The organism is Streptomyces sp. NPDC059875 (genome assembly GCF_042731085.1).
Classification (GTDB): Bacteria; Actinomycetota; Actinomycetes; order Streptomycetales; family Streptomycetaceae; genus Streptomyces.
The window spans coordinates 174891-190997 of record NZ_JBHWJZ010000003.1; the positions used below are offsets into that span (position 1 = coordinate 174891).

Annotated in this window: 15 protein-coding genes and 1 pseudogene; 9 read left to right on the forward strand and 7 right to left on the reverse strand. The window is 71.7% G+C overall.

The genetic code is table 11. The features are described from left to right. The first annotated feature begins 24 nt into the window (after positions 1 to 24). Positions 25 to 1293, forward strand: a complete 1269-nt coding sequence (locus ACFV9D_RS04760) for a LacI family DNA-binding transcriptional regulator (RefSeq protein ID WP_385140890.1) — start codon at positions 25 to 27, stop codon at positions 1291 to 1293. Positions 1294 to 1295: 2 nt separating this feature from the next. Here the strand turns inward: ACFV9D_RS04760 and ACFV9D_RS04765 are convergent, their stop codons facing one another. Then, positions 1296 to 2930 carry an amidohydrolase gene (locus tag ACFV9D_RS04765; protein ID WP_385140893.1) on the reverse strand — a complete coding sequence of 545 codons (1635 nt, stop codon included), beginning with the start codon at positions 2928 to 2930 and terminating at the stop codon, positions 1296 to 1298. Positions 2931 to 3028: 98 nt separating this feature from the next. Here ACFV9D_RS04765 and ACFV9D_RS04770 point away from each other — a divergent pair, with 98 nt between their 5' ends. After that, on the forward strand, positions 3029 to 3730 hold the full coding sequence (locus ACFV9D_RS04770; RefSeq protein WP_385140896.1) for a TetR/AcrR family transcriptional regulator: 702 nt from the start codon (positions 3029 to 3031) through the stop codon (positions 3728 to 3730). Between the two features lie 141 nt (positions 3731 to 3871). Beyond that, positions 3872 to 5266: an NAD(P)/FAD-dependent oxidoreductase gene (locus tag ACFV9D_RS04775; protein ID WP_385140899.1), complete on the forward strand. Its 1395-nt coding sequence runs from the start codon at positions 3872 to 3874 to the stop codon at positions 5264 to 5266. Positions 5267 to 5320: 54 nt separating this feature from the next. Here the strand turns inward: ACFV9D_RS04775 and ACFV9D_RS04780 are convergent. Together ACFV9D_RS04780 and ACFV9D_RS04785 are read right to left on the reverse strand one after the other, a co-directional pair. Then, positions 5321 to 5785 (reverse strand): annotated as a pseudogene (locus tag ACFV9D_RS04780) (ATP-binding cassette domain-containing protein); the annotation flags it as partial. A gap of 153 nt (positions 5786 to 5938) precedes the next feature. Then, positions 5939 to 7162 carry an MFS transporter gene (locus ACFV9D_RS04785; RefSeq protein ID WP_385140901.1) on the reverse strand — a complete coding sequence of 408 codons (1224 nt, stop codon included), beginning with the start codon at positions 7160 to 7162 and terminating at the stop codon, positions 5939 to 5941. A gap of 177 nt (positions 7163 to 7339) precedes the next feature. Between ACFV9D_RS04785 and ACFV9D_RS04790 the strand changes: the two genes are divergently transcribed. After that, entirely contained in the window at positions 7340 to 7873 is a 534-nt protein-coding gene (locus ACFV9D_RS04790) for a MarR family winged helix-turn-helix transcriptional regulator (protein WP_385140904.1), read from the forward strand. A 152-nt stretch (positions 7874 to 8025) separates the two neighbouring features. Then, positions 8026 to 8514: a DM13 domain-containing protein gene (locus ACFV9D_RS04795; RefSeq protein WP_385140907.1), complete on the forward strand. Its 489-nt coding sequence runs from the start codon at positions 8026 to 8028 to the stop codon at positions 8512 to 8514. Between the two features lie 47 nt (positions 8515 to 8561). Here the strand turns inward: ACFV9D_RS04795 and ACFV9D_RS04800 are convergent, their stop codons facing one another. Beyond that, complete coding sequence (locus ACFV9D_RS04800; RefSeq protein WP_385140909.1) at positions 8562 to 8981, reverse strand: arsenate reductase ArsC; 420 nt, start codon at positions 8979 to 8981, stop codon at positions 8562 to 8564. A gap of 73 nt (positions 8982 to 9054) precedes the next feature. Between ACFV9D_RS04800 and ACFV9D_RS04805 the strand changes: the two genes are divergently transcribed. Further along, entirely contained in the window at positions 9055 to 9369 is a 315-nt protein-coding gene (locus tag ACFV9D_RS04805; RefSeq protein WP_385140912.1) for an ArsR/SmtB family transcription factor, read from the forward strand. Positions 9370 to 9427: 58 nt separating this feature from the next. Then, complete coding sequence (locus ACFV9D_RS04810) at positions 9428 to 10204, forward strand: aquaporin (protein ID WP_385140915.1); 777 nt, start codon at positions 9428 to 9430, stop codon at positions 10202 to 10204. A 33-nt stretch (positions 10205 to 10237) separates the two neighbouring features. Here the strand turns inward: ACFV9D_RS04810 and ACFV9D_RS04815 are convergent, their stop codons facing one another. Next, on the reverse strand, positions 10238 to 10609 hold the full coding sequence (locus tag ACFV9D_RS04815) for an ArsR/SmtB family transcription factor (RefSeq protein WP_385140918.1): 372 nt from the start codon (positions 10607 to 10609) through the stop codon (positions 10238 to 10240). A gap of 112 nt (positions 10610 to 10721) precedes the next feature. On the opposite strand from ACFV9D_RS04815, the gene ACFV9D_RS04820 reads away from it, so the two are divergent. Together ACFV9D_RS04820 and ACFV9D_RS04825 are read left to right on the forward strand one after the other, a co-directional pair. Continuing rightward, positions 10722 to 12083: an NAD(P)-binding domain-containing protein gene (locus ACFV9D_RS04820; RefSeq protein WP_385140921.1), complete on the forward strand. Its 1362-nt coding sequence runs from the start codon at positions 10722 to 10724 to the stop codon at positions 12081 to 12083. Positions 12084 to 12184: 101 nt separating this feature from the next. Beyond that, positions 12185 to 12913, forward strand: coding sequence for a sortase domain-bontaining protein (locus ACFV9D_RS04825; RefSeq protein WP_385140924.1), 729 nt, complete (start codon positions 12185 to 12187; stop codon positions 12911 to 12913). Between the two features lie 86 nt (positions 12914 to 12999). Here the strand turns inward: ACFV9D_RS04825 and ACFV9D_RS04830 are convergent, their stop codons facing one another. Together ACFV9D_RS04830 and ACFV9D_RS04835 are read right to left on the reverse strand one after the other, a co-directional pair. Then, the gene (locus tag ACFV9D_RS04830) at positions 13000 to 15183 is read right to left on the reverse strand and encodes a hypothetical protein (RefSeq protein ID WP_385140927.1); all 2184 of its coding nucleotides are present in this window, start codon (positions 15181 to 15183) and stop codon (positions 13000 to 13002) included. 111 nt (positions 15184 to 15294) lie between these two features. Further along, the gene (locus ACFV9D_RS04835) at positions 15295 to 15918 is read right to left on the reverse strand and encodes a dihydrofolate reductase family protein (protein ID WP_385140930.1); all 624 of its coding nucleotides are present in this window, start codon (positions 15916 to 15918) and stop codon (positions 15295 to 15297) included. Positions 15919 to 16107 lie beyond the last annotated feature (189 nt).

Consider the following 16107-nt stretch of genomic DNA (forward strand, 5'->3'; position numbering starts at 1 on the left):
TCGCGAGGGTGGCAGCATCAGTCCATGACCGAAGCTCCGCGAAGCGGCGGGCACGCCTCGCCGACCCCCTCGCGCCCCGCCACGCCCCGCGTGCGTCTCGTCGACGTCGCCCGCGAGGCGGGGCTCTCCAAGACGACCGTCTCGGCCGCTCTCAACGGCACGGGACGGCTCTCCCCGGCCGTACGGGAGAAGGCCAGGGAGACGGCGCGCAGGATGGGGTACCGGCCCAACGCCACCGCGCGCCAACTGCGCGCGGGACGGGCCCGGTTGATCGGGTACGTGGTGGGGGAGTTCGCCGGAAGGCCGTGGGCCTATCTGGAGTCGCCGTACTTCGCCCAGCTGACCAGCGCCACCGCCGCGGCGGCACTTCGACGCGGATACGCGCTGGTCATGCTGCCCGCGGGCTCTCTGCAGAGCGAGTGGGCCGACCTGCCGTTCGAAGCGGTGATCGTCGCCGATCCGGTCGCCGACGACGCCGTCGTCGAGGACCTGCTCGCCGCCCGCATCCCGGTGTTCAGTGACGCTTCCGTCGAGGGCAGGACAGGGGCGCACTGGGTGGACGTCGACGCCGGGGCGGCGGTCCGCGAGACCCTGGACCATCTGCGGGAGCAGGGCGCGCGGCGGACCGCGATCGTCCTGCCCGACAGCACCACCCGCTTTCACCGCGCTGTCCTCTCCGCCTACCGCGACTGGTGCGCCGCGCACGGCGCCACGCCCCGGGTGACGCTCGCCGCCGATGTCGGCAACGGCCCGGTCGTACGCGCGGTGGACGAGGCGCTGTCGGGCGGCGAAGGGGCCGGCGGCGAAGGGGCCGGCGGCGAAGGGGCCCGCGGCGAAGGTGCCCGCGGCGAGGGTGTCGGCGCCGGAGGGCCGGCTTCGGAGAGGTCCGCCTCGGGGAGAGCCGGTTCGGGGAGGTCCGCTTCGAGGAGGTCCGCCTCCGGGCGATCCGCCTCCGAACGGCCCGACGCGCTCTTCGTGGTCGCGGAGTTGAGCCCCCCGCTGGTCCTCGAGGCGGCGCGCCGCCACGGCTACGACGTGCCCCGTGACCTGCTGGTGGTGTGCGTCAGCGAGGACACGACCGCCGCTCACTCCGACCCCCCGGTCTCGACGCTCAGTCTCCAGCCGCAGGAGGTCGCCGAGACCGGCATAGAGCTCCTCGTGGCCGCGCTGGAGACCGGCGGCGAGGAGCCGTCGGGGGTGCTGGTGCCGACCCGTCTGCTGGTGCGGGAGTCCTCGCGACGTAACGCCGGGGCGGGCGGGGCGGATGGGGCGGGCGGGGCCGCGTCGGTGTGACATCAGGCGGAGTGCACCAGGGTGCCGCCGACGTAGGTGCTCAGGACCCGGGCCTCGGCGATCTCCTCCGGCGGGCCGGTGAAGATGTCGCGGTCGAGCACCACCAGGTCGGCGAGCATGCCCGGGAGCAGGGCGCCGGTGTCGTCGAGGCCGTTCACATGCGCCGAGCCGGCCGTGTACGCGGCGACGGCGGTCGTGAGGTCGAGGCGCTGCTCCGGCAGGAAGACCCGCTCGTCGGTGGTGCCGGGCTCCTTCCGGTTCACGGCGACGTGGAGACCCGCGATGGGGTCGGGGCTGCTGACGGGCCAGTCGCTGCCGGCCGCCAGGGTGGCCCCGGCGCGCAGCAGTGAGCCGAACGGGTACTGCCAGGAGGACCGCTCCGGACCGAGGAAGGGAATCGTGAGCTCGTCCATCTGCGGCTCGTGCGCGGCCCACAGCGGCTGGATGTTCGCGATGGCGCCGAGCCGCGCGAATCGCTCCACGTCCTCGGGGTGCACCACCTGCAGATGGGCGAGGTGGTGGCGGTTGCCCCGCCGCCCGTTGGCCTCCACGGCGGCCTCGACGGCGTCCAGGGCCTCGCGCACCGCCCGGTCGCCGAGGGCGTGGAAGTGCACCTGGAAGTCGAGGGCGTCGAGCTCGGTGACGTACGAGCGGAGCGCCACCGGGTCGACGAAGCTCAGGCCCGAGTTGGCGGTGGCGCAGCCGCAGCCGTCCAGGTACGGAGTGGTCATCGCGGCCGTGAAGTTCTCCGCGACGCCGTCCTGCATGATCTTCACCGAGCCGGCCCGGAACCGTCCGTACGACAACTCCCGGCGCCGCGCGACGAGTTCCTCGATCTGCTCCGCTCCCCGCTCGCGGTCCCACCACAGCGCCCCGCTGACCCGGGCGGTGAGCGTTCCCGCGCGGGCGGCCGCGAGATACGCGTCGGAGGGATCCGGGTTGCTGCCGAACTGCCCCAGCATGGCGTCCTGCCAGCCGGTGATGCCGAGGGAGTGCAGAAGCCTCTGTGCGCGCAGCAGGCCGGCGAGCCGGTCGGCGGCGGTGCTCGGCGGTGCGAGCCGGGCGACCAGGGCGGTGGCGCCCTCCTGCAAGGTGCCGCTCGGGGTGCCGTCCGGCTCCCGCTCGATCCGGCCGTCGGCGGGATCCGCGGACTCCCGGGTGAGTCCGGCGAGTTCGAGGGCACGGGTGTTGGCCCAGGCGCCGTGGTGATCGCGGTTGAGCAGGTAGACCGGGCGGTCCGGCACCACCGTGTCGAGGAGCTGCCGGGTGGGCAGGCCGCCCTCGAAGCTCTCCATGGACCAGCCGCCGCCGGTGATCCACGGGCGGTCCGGGTGTGCCTCGGCGAACTCCCGGATCAGGGTCAGGTAGTCCTCGACGCCGACCGTGCCGGACAGATCGCACTCGGCCAGCTCCGTCCCCCCGGACACGGCGTGGATGTGCGCGTCCTGGAAGCCGGGCAGGAGCAACTTGCCCCGCAGATCCACGACTTCCGTGCTCGGGCCGATGAGCTCGCGTACGTCGTCGTGGCCGACGGCGGTGATGCGCTCCCCCGTGACGGCCAGGCCGGTCGCCCGCGTGCGGGCGGGATCGCCGGTGTGGACAGGGCCATGGGTGAAGACCAGATCGGCCTTGGTCATGGGGCGCTCCAGAACGAGTGAAGGAGGCGGGTGTGGTGAACGGACATGCAACTGGGCCGTCCATTTACATGTCAATGGTGTTGTCATAAGGTGGATCCATGGTTGAGCGAGTGGTCCCCGAGGGGCAGCGGCGCCGCCGCAGGCCCACCAAGCAGGGCGCCGTCCTGTCGGAACGGCTGATCATCGAGACCGCCCTGCGGCTCGTCGCCGAGCACGGCGCGGACGCCCTGTCGGTACGACGGCTCGGCGCCGCCCTGGGGGCGGACCCCAGCTCCCTCTACCGCTACTTCCGCAACACCGACGATCTGCTGCTCGCCCTGGCCGACGAGTTCGTCGGCCGCGCGCAGGAGAGCTGGGCGCCCACCGGCGACTGGCGCGCCGACCTCCGCGAGATGGGGCTCCGGATCCACGCGGCGTACCTGGCCAATCCGCAGGTGGCCCTGCTCGCGGCGCACCGGACGACCGGTCGCACCCACGAGACGGCGGCGGTGGAGCGGATCCTCGGGATCCTGCGCCGGGCCGGCTTCCCCGACGCGACCGCGGTACGGCTCTACCACGCCTTCGTCGACCAGGCGCTGGCGTTCGCGGCGCTGGACTCCGCCGCGCTCGCCCTGCCGGCACCGGCGCGCGAGGCCGACGAGGAGGTGTGGCTCGCCTCGTACGGCAAGCTCCCGCCGGAGACGCATCCGAACATCGTGGCGACGCTGCCGCTGCTCGCCACCGACATGAGGGACAGCGGATATCCCTTCGCCCTGGAGCTCACGCTCGACGCGGCGGCGGCACGGTTGGCGGCCTCCTGAGAGCGCCGGCCTTAGGGCCCCGGCTTATGTTCCCGGCTTACGTTCGGGCGTTATGACAACACCATTGACGTTGTCGGGAGCGCGAGGTCTCATGGCGGCACTTCGGAGGCCCGATCCTCCGCGATCCGAAGGAGCCGCCCCATGGACCCCCTCGTCTCCCTCCGGGACGCCGTGCCGACCCCTTTCTGGCTGGACGACCCCGACCGCCCGCAGGCCGCCCCGGCCCTGACCGGCGGTACACGCTGCGACCTGCTCGTGGTCGGCGGCGGATACAGCGGACTGTGGACCGCCCTGATCGCCAAGGAGCGCGACCCGTCCGCCGACGTCGTCCTGATCGAGGCCCAGGAGGTCGGTGGCGCGGCCTCCGGTCGCAACGGCGGATTCTGCGAGTCCAGCCTCACGCATGGTCTGCACAACGGACTGCACCGGTGGCCGGACGAGATCGGTCTCCTGGAGCGGCTCGGCCGCGAGAACCTCCAGGCCATCGAGGACACGATCGATCGACACCGCATCGACTGCGCCTGGGAGCGCACCGGTTCGCTCGTCGTGGCGACCGAGCCCTACCAGGTCGCGGGCCTGGCGGAGGAGGTCGAGACGGCGGCCCGATACGGCGGTCGGCCGGTCCTCCTCGACGCCGAGGCCGTACGCGCCGAGATCGACTCGCCCACCTTCCTCGGCGGCCTCTGGAACAAGGACGACGTCGCCATGGTCAACCCGGCCAGGCTGGCCTGGGGTCTGAAGCGGGCCTGCCTGGACCTCGGAGTGCGTGTCCATGAGCACACCCCTGCCCAAGCCCTCGTCGAGACCGGCTCCGGGATCGCCGTCCGCACCCCCTACGGTCGCGTGCACGCCGCGCGTGTCGCCCTCGCCACCAACGCCTACCCCTCCCTGGTCCGCCGCCACCGGCCGTACACCGTCCCGGTCTACGACTACGCGCTCATGACGGAACCCCTGACGGAGACTCTGCTCGCCTCGGTCGGCTGGCGAAACCGCCAGGGGTTCGCCGACAGCGCCAACCAGTTCCACTACGTACGCCTGTCCGCGGACAACCGCATCCTGTGGGGCGGCTACGACGCCGTGTACCGCTACCGGGGCCGCGTCGGCGCCGAACACGACCAGCGGCCGGAGACCTTCGCCACCCTCTCCCGGCACTTCTTCCGAACCTTCCCCCAGCTGGAGGGCGTCCGCTTCACGCACGCGTGGGGCGGGGCCATCGACACCAGCACCCGCTTCTGCGTGTTCTTCGACACGAGCCATCGAGGGAAGGTCGCGTACGCCGCCGGATTCACCGGACTCGGCGTCGGCGCCACCCGCTTCGGAGCGGAGGTCGTGCTCGATCTGCTCGCGGGAGACCGCACCGAGCGCACCGCACTGGAGATGGTCCGGCGCAAGCCGTTGCCCTTCCCGCCGGAGCCGGTCCGTTCCATGGGCATCGGCATCACCAAGTGGTCCCTCGCCCGCGCCGACGAGAACGCCGGCCGGCGCAATCTCTGGCTGCGGACGCTCGACCGCTTCGGTCTCGGCTTCGACAGCTGACGTACCGACGTACCGACGTACCGACGTATCGGCGTTGCGCCGTACCGACGTTCGGAGGTTCTGCGCCCCGGCCGCCACGCACCCCATGGCCCGTGCGAGGTACATGCGCTGCAACTGGCCTCCGGAGAGGGTGTGCAGCGGCCGACGGCTCAGCTCGGCCACCCCCACCCGCTCGGCGGCCTCCGATGCCTCGACCGGGGCGGTGCTACCGGCCAGCAACTCCTCGCCCAGCAGCGGAGAACGGCCCCTGGCCGGCTTCTCGGGGATCCAGGCGCACACCCGCCGCCGCCAGGCCCACTCCGCCGGCGACCCGGCGCCCCGCCCGCCGACCTCGATCGAGCCGCTCACCTGCCGGTGCAGCCCCAGCACGGCCCGCAGGAGGGTGGTCTTCCCGGAACCGTTCGTCCCGGTCAGCGCGACCCGCTCACCGGCCGCGATCTCCAGATCCACGTCGGTGACGGCCTCGACCCGGCCGTGCCGGCACGCGCCCCCCCGCATACGTACATCCAGACCGCCCATCCCACGCCTCTCCGTCTCCCAAGCCACGCGCGCGCTCCTGTAGTCGGACGGAAGGGCGGCCGAGTTCCCGAAGAGGGGAACTCGGCCGCCGGACGTCGGACTTCAGGGCAGGTCGGACTTCAGGGCAGGTCGGTCCTCAGGGCAGGTCGGTCCTCAGGGCAGGACGAGGAGTGCGGAGAGGGCCGGTCCGAGGGCGCCGCCGAGTTGGTAGAAGAGGACGAAGAGGCCGATGGCCGCGGGTCGCTGAGAGGCCGGGGAGGGCTGGGAGGCGCGGACGGACAGGACGGCGTTGCTGCCGGTGGCGACGAACACGGCGCCAGCGGCGGCCAGGAGCAGTCCGGGCCCCCAGGAGGCGAAGGCGGCGGTGAGGGGTGCGGCCGTACCGAGGACGACGAGCAGGGTCACGACCTTGCGGTGGCCCAGGCGCGTCGCCGTGGCCGCGAGGATCCAGGACAGCGCGGAACCGGTGAGGAGCGCGACCAGCTGACCCGTGCCGATGGCCTCGGTGCTCCAGCCCGTTCGCCGCTGCACGATCTGCGGGAGGGCGAACAGGAGGATGAAGTAGGAGGTGGAGAACGCGAAGGCGAGCAGCGCGGAGCCGAGGAAGGCGCGCGAGCGCAGGACGGCGGCGGGCACGAACCCGTCCGGTCGGCGCCGTATGTGGAGCCCGAGGGGGACGGCGACGGCAGCGGCGGTGAGACCGCCCGCGAGGGGAGCGGTGGGGATCAGGACGAGCGCGGAGACGAGAGCCACGACGAGCCCGGCCCCTGCGGCGTCGAACTGCGCGGCGTGCGGGGAGCGTTCGGGTGCGGAGTTCGCGGTGTGGCGCCAGATCGCGGGTACGGCGAAGAGGGCGAGCGAGGAGAGGGTGAGCGAGGCGCGCCAGCTCGCCGCGTCCGCGAGGACGGAGCCGGCGAGGGGCCCGGCGGCGCCCAGCACCCCGAACCCGGCGGTGATCGCCCCCATGCGCCGGGTGGATCCGGCGAGGTTCATCGCCACGGCCACCAGCCCGGCGCCGCCCGCGGCCTGCGCGGCCCGGCCGACCAACGCCATCGGGAACCAGGGCACGGCCGCGACGATCACGGTGCCGGCCAGGACGGTGACCGCGCTGGTGACGAGGGCCGTCCGTAACCCCCGGTGCCGGACGAGGGCCGCGCACAGGGGAGTTCCGACCGTCATGGCCCAGGCGAAAGCGGTGACCATCCATGTCGCCTGCGCGGTGGAGACCCCCAGTGCGTGGGCCATGTCGGGGAGGATGAGCACGGGCGCATTGGCCCCGGTGGCGATGGGCGCGGCGAGGAGCGCCAGCCACAGGGCCGGGACTTGGCGGCCGGTCGGCGCCCCGGCGGTGAGACGTCGTGTGGATATGGCCGACATGGTGCCCCCTGGTTGGTGGTGACCTCTGCGGGTGGTGCCGCCCGGCAGGAGCGGCGTCATCCGTTCAACGTCGATAATTTCAACGTTGAGATAAAATCACCGATGTTCGTTCAACGTCAAGTGATTCAACGTTGAGATATTCTTGGTGGGATGCAGGAGTCACCGAGGAGGCAGGTCATGGGCGATGTGGAGCGCGGTGGAGCGGGTGCCGACGCCGTGGACGGCATCGTCGGTCAGTGGGTCGACGAGCGACCCGACTTGGCCGACGCGCTGTGGCCCGTGGAGGTGCTCGGCCGGGTCCAGCGTCTCGGCGTGGCGCTGGAGAAGGAGTTCCGGACCTTCGCCGCCGAACGCGGGCTGGAACTGGGCGAGTTCGACGTCCTGTCCACCCTGCAACGCTCAGGCCCCCCGTACGAACTGACCGCCGGGGCCTTCCGCAAGGCGGCCATGGTGACCTCCGGGGCGATCACCAACCGCATCGACCGCATGGAGGCCAAGGGTCTGGTCGAGAGGGTCCGCGACACCGAGGACCGCCGTTCGGTGAAGATCCGTCTCACTGAGCGCGGACACGAGATCACCCGTGCCTATATGCAGGACCACCTCCTCAACGAGGCGCGCATGCTGGAAATCTTCGACCGCGACGAGTGCGACGACCTGGCGGCGAAACTGCGGCGCCTGCTGATCGCTCTCGGAGACACCACGATCAGCTGACGCGCTCCCGGACGTAAGACTTTGGTCATCCCCTCAGGTGTGGTCGACGGGTCTTCTGACGTCGTTGAATGGCGAAGACAAGTCGGTCGGTGCGAGAGGGATGAACTGTGGCTCGAGACGGTGGACGACGTAGGCCGCTGGTGGCAGGAGCGGTGATCGCGGCGACCGTACTGGCAGTGGTCGGGCTCTACTTGTTCCAGCCCTGGAAGCTGTGGCAGGACGAGACCGTGGACGAAGCCCCACCGACCGGGGCCCCGGCGGCCTCCGCACGTCCCGGAACCTCGGCGGAGGAGCCGCGGACGGTCGCGCAGGGAACCCTGATCAGCCATGAGCACACGACCACGGGCACGGTGAAGCTCATCCGTCTGCCCGACGGATCGCACACCGTACGGCTGGAGGACCTGGACACCAGCAACGGCCCCGCGCTGCGTGTCTGGCTGACCGATGCGCCGGTCAAGGAGGGCAGCGCCGGCTGGCACGTCTTCGACGACGGACGGTACGTCAGCCTCGGCGAACTGAAGGGCAACAAGGGCGACCAGAACTACACCGTCCCGGCGGGCGTCGATGTCTCCGGCCTCACCAGCGTCACCATCTGGTGCGACCGCTTCAACGTCTCCTTCGGCGCGGCGCGCCTGGCCTAGGCCGGCGACCGGATCATCTCGCCCACCCGGCGCGGCGGATAGTGCGCTCAGGCGTCCCGCTTCGCGTCGATCTCGGCGATCAGGCCCTCGATGAGGGCCTTGATCTCGTCGCGGATCGGGCGGACCGCCTCGACGCCCTGGCCGGCCGGGTCCTCCAGGACCCAGTCCAGGTACGTCTTGCCGGGGAAGTACGGGCAGGCGTCGCCGCAGCCCATGGTGATCACGTAGTCGGAGGCCTGAACGGCCTCCGGGGTCAGCACCTTCGGTCGCTGGTCGGAGATGTCGATGCCCAGCTCGGCCATCGCGGCGACGGCCGCCGGGTTGACCCGGTCGCCGGGCAGGGAGCCCGCGGAGCGGACCTCCACGCGGTCGCCGGCGAGGTGGCGCAGGAAGCCCGCCGCCATCTGGGAGCGGCCCGCGTTGTGGACGCAGACGAAGAGGACGGAGGCGGCAGGTGCGGAGGGCATCGGTTCTTCCTGGGTACGGGATTCCATCAGTCTGGAATGGTGTCAGCTTCGGCTGATGTGACAGTATCAGCGCATGATGACGTCCGTCGACACTGACCTGATCCGGGTTCTGGCCGACCCGCTCAGGCTCCGGATCGTGACCCTCCTCGCCCAGGAGACGCTCTGCACCACCCACTTGGTGGAGGAGACGGGTGCCCGGCAGACCAACCTCTCCAACCACCTCAAGGTGCTGCGTGAGGCCGGGGTGGTGGAGACGGAGCCCTGTGGGCGATTCACCTACTACCGCCTGCGCCCGGACGTCATCGATGCGCTCGCCGGTCAGTTCGCCGACCTCGCCAGGACCGCTCGCGCCACCGCCGAGGCGAACCTCAAGCGCTCCTGCCCGTAATCCCCCGCGACCCCTGCGAGCTTCCGCGCTCGTCCCCGCCTGCCCAGGAGCACCTGCCTTGATCTCCACCGAGCCCGCCGGTACGCCCATATCCGCCGACGCGCCTCAGCCCGCACCCGGCGCGACACCACCCCGCCCCCCGCTGATCGCCCGCGCCGCCGCCGAGTTCGTCGGCACCGCCGCGCTCGTCACGGTCGTCGTCGGCTCCGGCATCCAGGCGACCGAATTGACCGACGACGTGGCCCTGCAACTCCTGGCCAACTCCACGGCCACCGTCTTCGGCCTCGGGGTCCTCATCGCGCTGCTCGGTCCGGTCTCCGGCGCCCACTTCAATCCGGCCGTGACGCTGGCCGAGTGGTGGACGGCGCGGCGCGGCGGTGCGGGGTTCACCGCCCGCGAGGCCGCCGTGTACGTGCCCTCCCAGATCGTCGGCGCGATCGCGGGCGCGATCCTGGCGGACGCGATGTTCGGTGAGCCGCTCGTGGCGTGGTCCACCCACGACCGGTCCGCCGGGAACCTGCTCCTCGGCGAGGTCGTCGCCACCGCCGGTCTGATCCTGCTGATCTTCGGGCTCGCCCGCACCGACCGGCTCCGCTTCGCCCCCGTGGCGGTCGCCTCGTACATCGGCGCCGCCTACTGGTTCACGTCCTCCACCTCCTTCGCGAACCCGGCCGTGACGATCGGGCGCGCGTTCACCGACACCTTCGCGGGCATCGCCCCCGCCTCCGTACCGGGCTTCATCGGCATGCAGCTGGTGGGCGTGGTCGTGGGCCTCGCGCTGGTCGCGGTCATCTTCCTGCGCGGCCGGACCGGCTCCGTTCCGTCCGAGGCCTGACCCGAGGAGTGCCGCGAGCGGTGACCGCCGTGCTCACGCTGCGCCGGCGCGGGCCAGAAGCTGCCCCATGGCGGCGAGCGCCGACGGCTCCACCCGGTAGTACACCCAGGTTCCCCGGCGCTCGGAGCTGAGCAGCCCCGCCTCCTTCAGCTTCTTCAGGTGGTGGGAGACCGTGGGCTGGGAGACGCCCACGTCCGAGATGTCGCACACGCAGGCCTCGCCGCCCTCGTGCGAGGCGACCAGGGAGAAGAGCCGCAGCCTCACCGGGTCGCCGAGGGCCTTGAACATCAGGGCGCTCCGCTCGGCCTCGTCGGCCGTCAGCGGGCGTTCGGTCAGCGGCGGGCAGCACGGTGCCGTGGGCCCTTCGGGCTCCAGCAGCGGCAGCGCGGTGTTCACAGTGGCCATGCCCCCATCATCGATCCAGATTCGATGAATGTCTATGTTGACGGATGTCGATACAGGGTCCAGTCTGGTGGCACAGAACATCGACGGTCATCGAATCAAACGGGAGTCCGCCGTGACCGAATCCCTCGCATCCCTGCCCGTCGTCGTGATCGGCGCCGGGCCCGCCGGCCTCGCCGCCGCCGCCCACCTCGTCGACCGCGGCCTGGAACCGTTGGTCCTGGAAGCCGGACCGGTCGCCGGATCGGCTGTACGGGAGTGGGCGCACGTACGGCTCTTCTCCACCTGGGGCGAGCTCACCGACCCGGCCGCCGAGAAGCTCCTCGCTCCCACCGGCTGGGTCCGACCCGACGCCCGCACGTACCCCACGGGCGGAGACTGGGCCGACTCCTACCTCCAGCCCCTCGCGGGCAGGCTCGGTGACCGTGTCCGCTACAGCGCTCGCGTCACGGGCGTCTCGCGCGCCGGCCGCGACCGCATCGTCGACGCCGACCGCGACACCCAGCCCTTCGTCGTCCACTTCACGACGGCCGACGGCGGCGAGGCCCGGGTCTTCGCCCGCGCGGTCATCGACGCCTCCGGTACGTGGTCCACCCCCGGCCCGGCCGGTGGCAGCGGCCTGCCCGCCCTCGGTGAGAAGGCCGCCGCCGACGCCCTCGTCCACCGCGTTCCCGACCTGAACGACCCTTCCGTACGCGCCCGTTACGCCGGAAAGCGCACCGCCGTCATCGGATCCGGCGCCTCCGCCTTCACCGCACTCACCTCGCTCGCGGACCTGGCACGGGAGGCTCCCGGCACCCACGCGGTCTGGATCCTGCGCCGTGGGATCAGCGGCTCCACCTTCGGCGGCGGCGCCGCCGACCAGCTGCCCGCCCGCGGCGCCCTCGGACTCGCCGCGAAGGCCGCGGTCGACGCCGGCCACGCGGACGCCGTCACCGGCTTCCGTACCGAGGCCGTCGAGAGGACCGACGAAGGCCGCTTGGTCCTCGTCGGAGAGGACGGCCGGCGCCTCGCCCCGGTCGACGAGGTCATCGTCCTCACCGGCTTCCGCCCCGACCTGAGCTTCCTCTCCGAGCTCCGCCTCGGCCTCGACGACCGCCTCCAGGCTCCCGTCGCGCTGGCCCCGCTGATCGACCCCAACCAGCATTCGTGCGGCACCGTCTACCCGCACGGGGTGAAGGAGCTGTCCCACCCGGAGAAGGATGTCTATCTCGTCGGCATGAAGTCCTACGGCCGGGCCCCGACCTTCCTCGCGATGACCGGCTACGAGCAGGTCCGCTCCGTCGTCGCCGCCATCGCCGGCGACCGCGCGGCCGCCGAACGCGTCGAACTGACCCTTCCCGAGACCGGCGTCTGCGGCGGCGCCGGCCTTTTCGACCAGCCCGAGGCCGAGCGGTCGGCCGACGGCGGCTGCTGCTCTGCCCCCGCCACCCTTCAGATCGGCATCGGCGCCCCGACCTCCGCCGGAGGCTGCTGACCACGCCAGGCCGATGTTTGCCGCCCGCGTGGGAATATGTGCTCGATTTCTGTCGTTTTCGCAGCTGAAACGACCTTTGTCGAGCAACCCTTCGGAAGGCCATGCACAGAGTCCGAGCCGCACACTGCGCCCTTGCCGCCACCGTCGTCGCCGCGCTCGTCGGCTGCGCAGCCGTGAGTGGCGGCGTCGATGCGTCCGCCACACCGGCGACACCGGCGACATCGGCGGCGATATCAGAGGCGGCGATATCGGAGGTGACGGCAGCCGCGACATCGCCCGCGCCCTCGTCGCAGGCCCCCGAGCCGGACCCCAGCAAGCGGACCCGTGCCGCGGAGATGGCCATACCGTCGATCGGTGTGGCAGCGCTGACCGTCGTGCCGTACGAGGGCACGACCGACGATCCGGCGGGCACCCGCATCCAGGATCGTGGCGTGGCCGCCAGCCCCTACGGAAAGCGGGGCGGCGTCGGCCCGGGCGAGATCGGCAACTACCTGGTGACCGCCCACCGGCTCTCCGCCGGCGGGCCCCTGCGTGATCTGCCCTCGGTCGACGTGGGCGACTCGGTCTTCGTCACCTTCGGGGACACCGTCTACGAGTACCGGATCACCGAGACGCGGACGACGTCCTTCCGCTCCGCTAGTTCCCTCGCCGAGCAGCGGGCTGCGGTTCCAGGGGCGCCGGGGGAGAAGCCCACCCGGGCCATGATCACGCTCTCCACCTGCGCGACGCCGGAGGACGACGCGGCGGGCAACTTCTGGCGGGACGCCCAGGGCAATCCGGAGCACCGCATCGACAAGATCGGCGTCCTGACCGCGACCCGGCCGGCGTAAGTCGAGGGCGAGGAAAGCGAAGGGACTAGTTCATTGGATGGGAGAAGGAAGCCCCTTCATGGCCTCGCCGCCGCTCACGATAACAGTCACTCGGGGATCAGGTCGCGCAGATTTTCCGGGGTGAGAATCCGCGAGTCCGGGTGCAGACCCTCCGGGCGCTGCAGGCCGATGTAGGTGACGGGACCGTCCGGGACCGTCGTTCCGTCCCACACCGTGATGGCCGCCGGCGTCGTCGTGTTGTCGTCGGCGAGCAGGCCGACGAGGTAGCGCACCGTGAGGGGCGTGCGCTCGACGATGCCGCGGAGCAGCGTCGCGACGGAGACCTGGTTTCCTTCGACCTGGTTGGCCGTCGGATGGCCCTTCAAGTACAGGTGCAGCCAGACGGCGCGCCACCGGCCGTCGTCGCCGCGCACGAACGCCAGCGGCAGCGCGACCCTGCCGGGGCCGCGCAGTTCCGACTTCATGCGTACCGTACGCGCCTCGAAGGGGCGGCCCTGCTGTTCGGCGTCGCGCAGCATGAAGCCGAAGAACGACTCCTCGACCTCCTCGAAGCCCTCCCCCGAGTAGATGTCGACCTGCGGCACGATGAACGTGCAACGGGCGGCTCCCAGGCGCAGGTTGATGAACTCCGAGGCGCCGTCGGACGCATCGGTGATGTCACCCGAGTGCTCGCCTTCGAGTTCGGTGAGGTTCGTGTACGACAGCCAGGACAGGGTCGAGTAGTCGGCGTTCAGCATGAGCGCGGACAGGTCGTAGTCGGTGCTGCGGGCCGTCTGCTTCCAGTGGACGAAGAAGCGCAGCAGTTCACCCTCGACCGGGGTGACGGACCCCCGCGGCAGGACGCCGAGGCCGGCCGCGGTGGCCCGGCCGCTGAGCGGGAGCGCCACGTCGAGCACGTCGGGGTCGATCAACAGGTGGCCGGGGGAGGGGAGTCGGCGGCGGATCTCGTCGTCGAGCGTGGCGATCAGACGGTCGCGCTCGGGCGGCAGCACGGCCCGACGGGTGTCGGAGGCGACCCAGGCGCGGCCCAGGCGGTTGACGAACACCCGGCGTTCGCCCGCCTTCTCGTGTCGGTTGAGGAGGTGTTCCCGTACCGCCAGCACGACGCGGCCGGACACCTTCGGCGCGACCTCCATCGCGGCCGCCACCACGGCGTCGCGTTCGCCCTGGCCGGACGCCATGCGCAGCAGCCGGTCCAGGGAGCGGAACAGCCTGCCCGGCGCGGACTTCAGCAGCTCCGCCGCACCGATGACGTCATGACGGCCGAGCATGTCCTCGACGCGGCTGTCGAAGGAACGGGCCTTCTTCTCGCCCCGGGCGACGGCGAACACCTCGGCGGCATGCGGCCAGCGCGGGTACTCGTGGGGGTGGAGGCGTTCGCCGAGACGCTTCCACGCCTCGCGGTGCACGCCCACGTCGGCGAGCTTGGCGGGGGCGGCGGCGACGACGCTGTCCAGGCCCGCGAGCAGCGCACGGCGGCTCGGGCGGGACAGGGCCCGGAACCGTGTCGGCTCTTGGAGCGTGACATCGCCGTCGGACAGCGCGCAGGCCAGCCGGAGCACATCGGTCACGGTGTCGAGAAGGAGGCCGGCCCCGGCGGACAGACGGGCGCGGTTGACGACGGCGAGGTTCTCCCGGATCGGGACAGCCTCGGGCTGGGGGCCGTCGACGCAGTGGCCGGCGAGCGCGGCCAGGTCACGCAGGTCGTCCTCGCCCAGAGGCGTGGTGCTGCCGGCGAGGGCCAGGTACAGGGCGGTGACCTCGGCGTCCGCGTCGCCGCCCAGGTGAAGGACCGTCAGACGGTCGCCGGCCGCGGCGGTCAGCTCGTCGTGAGCGGCGAGCATCTCGGCGTACGTGTGCCGGTAGTTGCCGTACGTCGGGAGGGTGAGCAGGTCGAGCACGCCGCTCTCGAGCTGGGCGACCGTGCGTTCGTGGGAGGCGTCGTCGCTCAGCGCGTCGGCGATGCACCGCATCCAGAAGTCGAAGGTGTCGGGCACATGGGCGGGGAAGTCGACGAAGTAGACGTTGTGCTGGACGTGGTCCCCGACCATCTCGCGGACCACCCGCAGCGTCCGTACAGCGGTGGCGGTCACCGTGTCGTCGGACAGGCCCGACAGATGGGTCAGCAGTTCCGCCGAGAGTTTGAAGCCCACGGACATGAGCGCGGCATCCAACTGCCGCGCGGCGACCTGGCCTTCCCCGGCAGGCCCGGTGGGGGCGGGGAGGCGGTGCGTGTGGCGGATGACCAGGGGTTCGAGAAGGTGGGCCATCCCCGCATGATCACAGAACCGCGCGGCCCGGTGCACGCGGGTTTCGCACCGGGGCCGAGGGGTCCGGCCCGGCGGATCATGCCCGGCAGCCCGGGCCGGGCCGGCCGTGCGTCAGTCCTCCCGGTCGGCGCGGGGCAGGTGGGTCTTGGCCTCGTCGTAGCCCGCCTCGCCGGCCGGGGCCGCGGGGGCGTACACCAGGTTGAGGACGCCTGTGGCGAAGGTCTCGGCGGAGAGCAGCTTCAGCGGGGTCGGCGTCCCGGCCTCGTCGAACAGTCGCAGGCCCTTGCGTACGGCGATGGGGTGCACCAGCAGGTTGAGCTCGTCCAGCAGCCCGGCGTCGAGGAGCTGCCGCACCAGGGACACCGAGCCGCTGATCGCGATGCGGCTCTCTCCCTGCTCGCTCTTCAGAGCCCTGACCGCGTCGAGGAGGTCGCCCTGGTGCTGCTCGGAGTTCCGCCAGGTCAGATCGAGCGACTGACGGGAGACCACGATCTTCCGCGCGTCGCCGAGAACCTTGGCGAAGGGGGCGTCCTCGCCGCCGGCCGCCTCGCGCTCGGGCCACGCCCCGGCGAAGCTGTCGTACGTCCGGCGCCCCAGGAGGAGCGTGTCCGCCCGGCCCAGGACGGCGTCGACCGCGACGCCCATCTCGTCGTTGAAGTAGGGGAAGTGCCAGGTGTGGGGGTCCTCGACGACGCCGTCGAGCGAGATGAACAGCTGGGAGACGATCTTCCTCATGTGACGCTCCGTGGGGGTTCCGACGATGTGTGCCTTCCGCACGGTAGACGCCGCGACCGCCCGGAACTCATCGCCGGCCGCAGGCGCGCCGGGGGCGTTGTCCGTGGGTTCGGCGCCCCGTCCGTACAGCGACGGATTCCGTGGGTGCGGGCCATGTCACTGGCGCGCATAACGGGACGAAGTGCGACT

Coding starts and splice junctions, on each gene's coding strand:
- ACFV9D_RS04830 (WP_385140927.1), bottom strand. CDS start 15,183: ATGGCCCACCTTCTCGAACCCCTGGTCATCCGCCACACGCACCGCCTC.
- ACFV9D_RS04800 (WP_385140909.1), bottom strand. CDS start 8,981: ATGCCCTCCGCACCTGCCGCCTCCGTCCTCTTCGTCTGCGTCCACAAC.
- ACFV9D_RS04815 (WP_385140918.1), bottom strand. CDS start 10,609: ATGGCCACTGTGAACACCGCGCTGCCGCTGCTGGAGCCCGAAGGGCCC.
- ACFV9D_RS04770 (WP_385140896.1), top strand. CDS start 3,029: ATGGTTGAGCGAGTGGTCCCCGAGGGGCAGCGGCGCCGCCGCAGGCCC.
- ACFV9D_RS04775 (WP_385140899.1), top strand. CDS start 3,872: ATGGACCCCCTCGTCTCCCTCCGGGACGCCGTGCCGACCCCTTTCTGG.
- ACFV9D_RS04835 (WP_385140930.1), bottom strand. CDS start 15,918: ATGAGGAAGATCGTCTCCCAGCTGTTCATCTCGCTCGACGGCGTCGTC.
- ACFV9D_RS04805 (WP_385140912.1), top strand. CDS start 9,055: ATGATGACGTCCGTCGACACTGACCTGATCCGGGTTCTGGCCGACCCG.
- ACFV9D_RS04760 (WP_385140890.1), top strand. CDS start 25: ATGACCGAAGCTCCGCGAAGCGGCGGGCACGCCTCGCCGACCCCCTCG.
- ACFV9D_RS04765 (WP_385140893.1), bottom strand. CDS start 2,930: ATGACCAAGGCCGATCTGGTCTTCACCCATGGCCCTGTCCACACCGGC.
- ACFV9D_RS04785 (WP_385140901.1), bottom strand. CDS start 7,162: ATGTCGGCCATATCCACACGACGTCTCACCGCCGGGGCGCCGACCGGC.
- ACFV9D_RS04790 (WP_385140904.1), top strand. CDS start 7,340: ATGGGCGATGTGGAGCGCGGTGGAGCGGGTGCCGACGCCGTGGACGGC.
- ACFV9D_RS04825 (WP_385140924.1), top strand. CDS start 12,185: ATGCACAGAGTCCGAGCCGCACACTGCGCCCTTGCCGCCACCGTCGTC.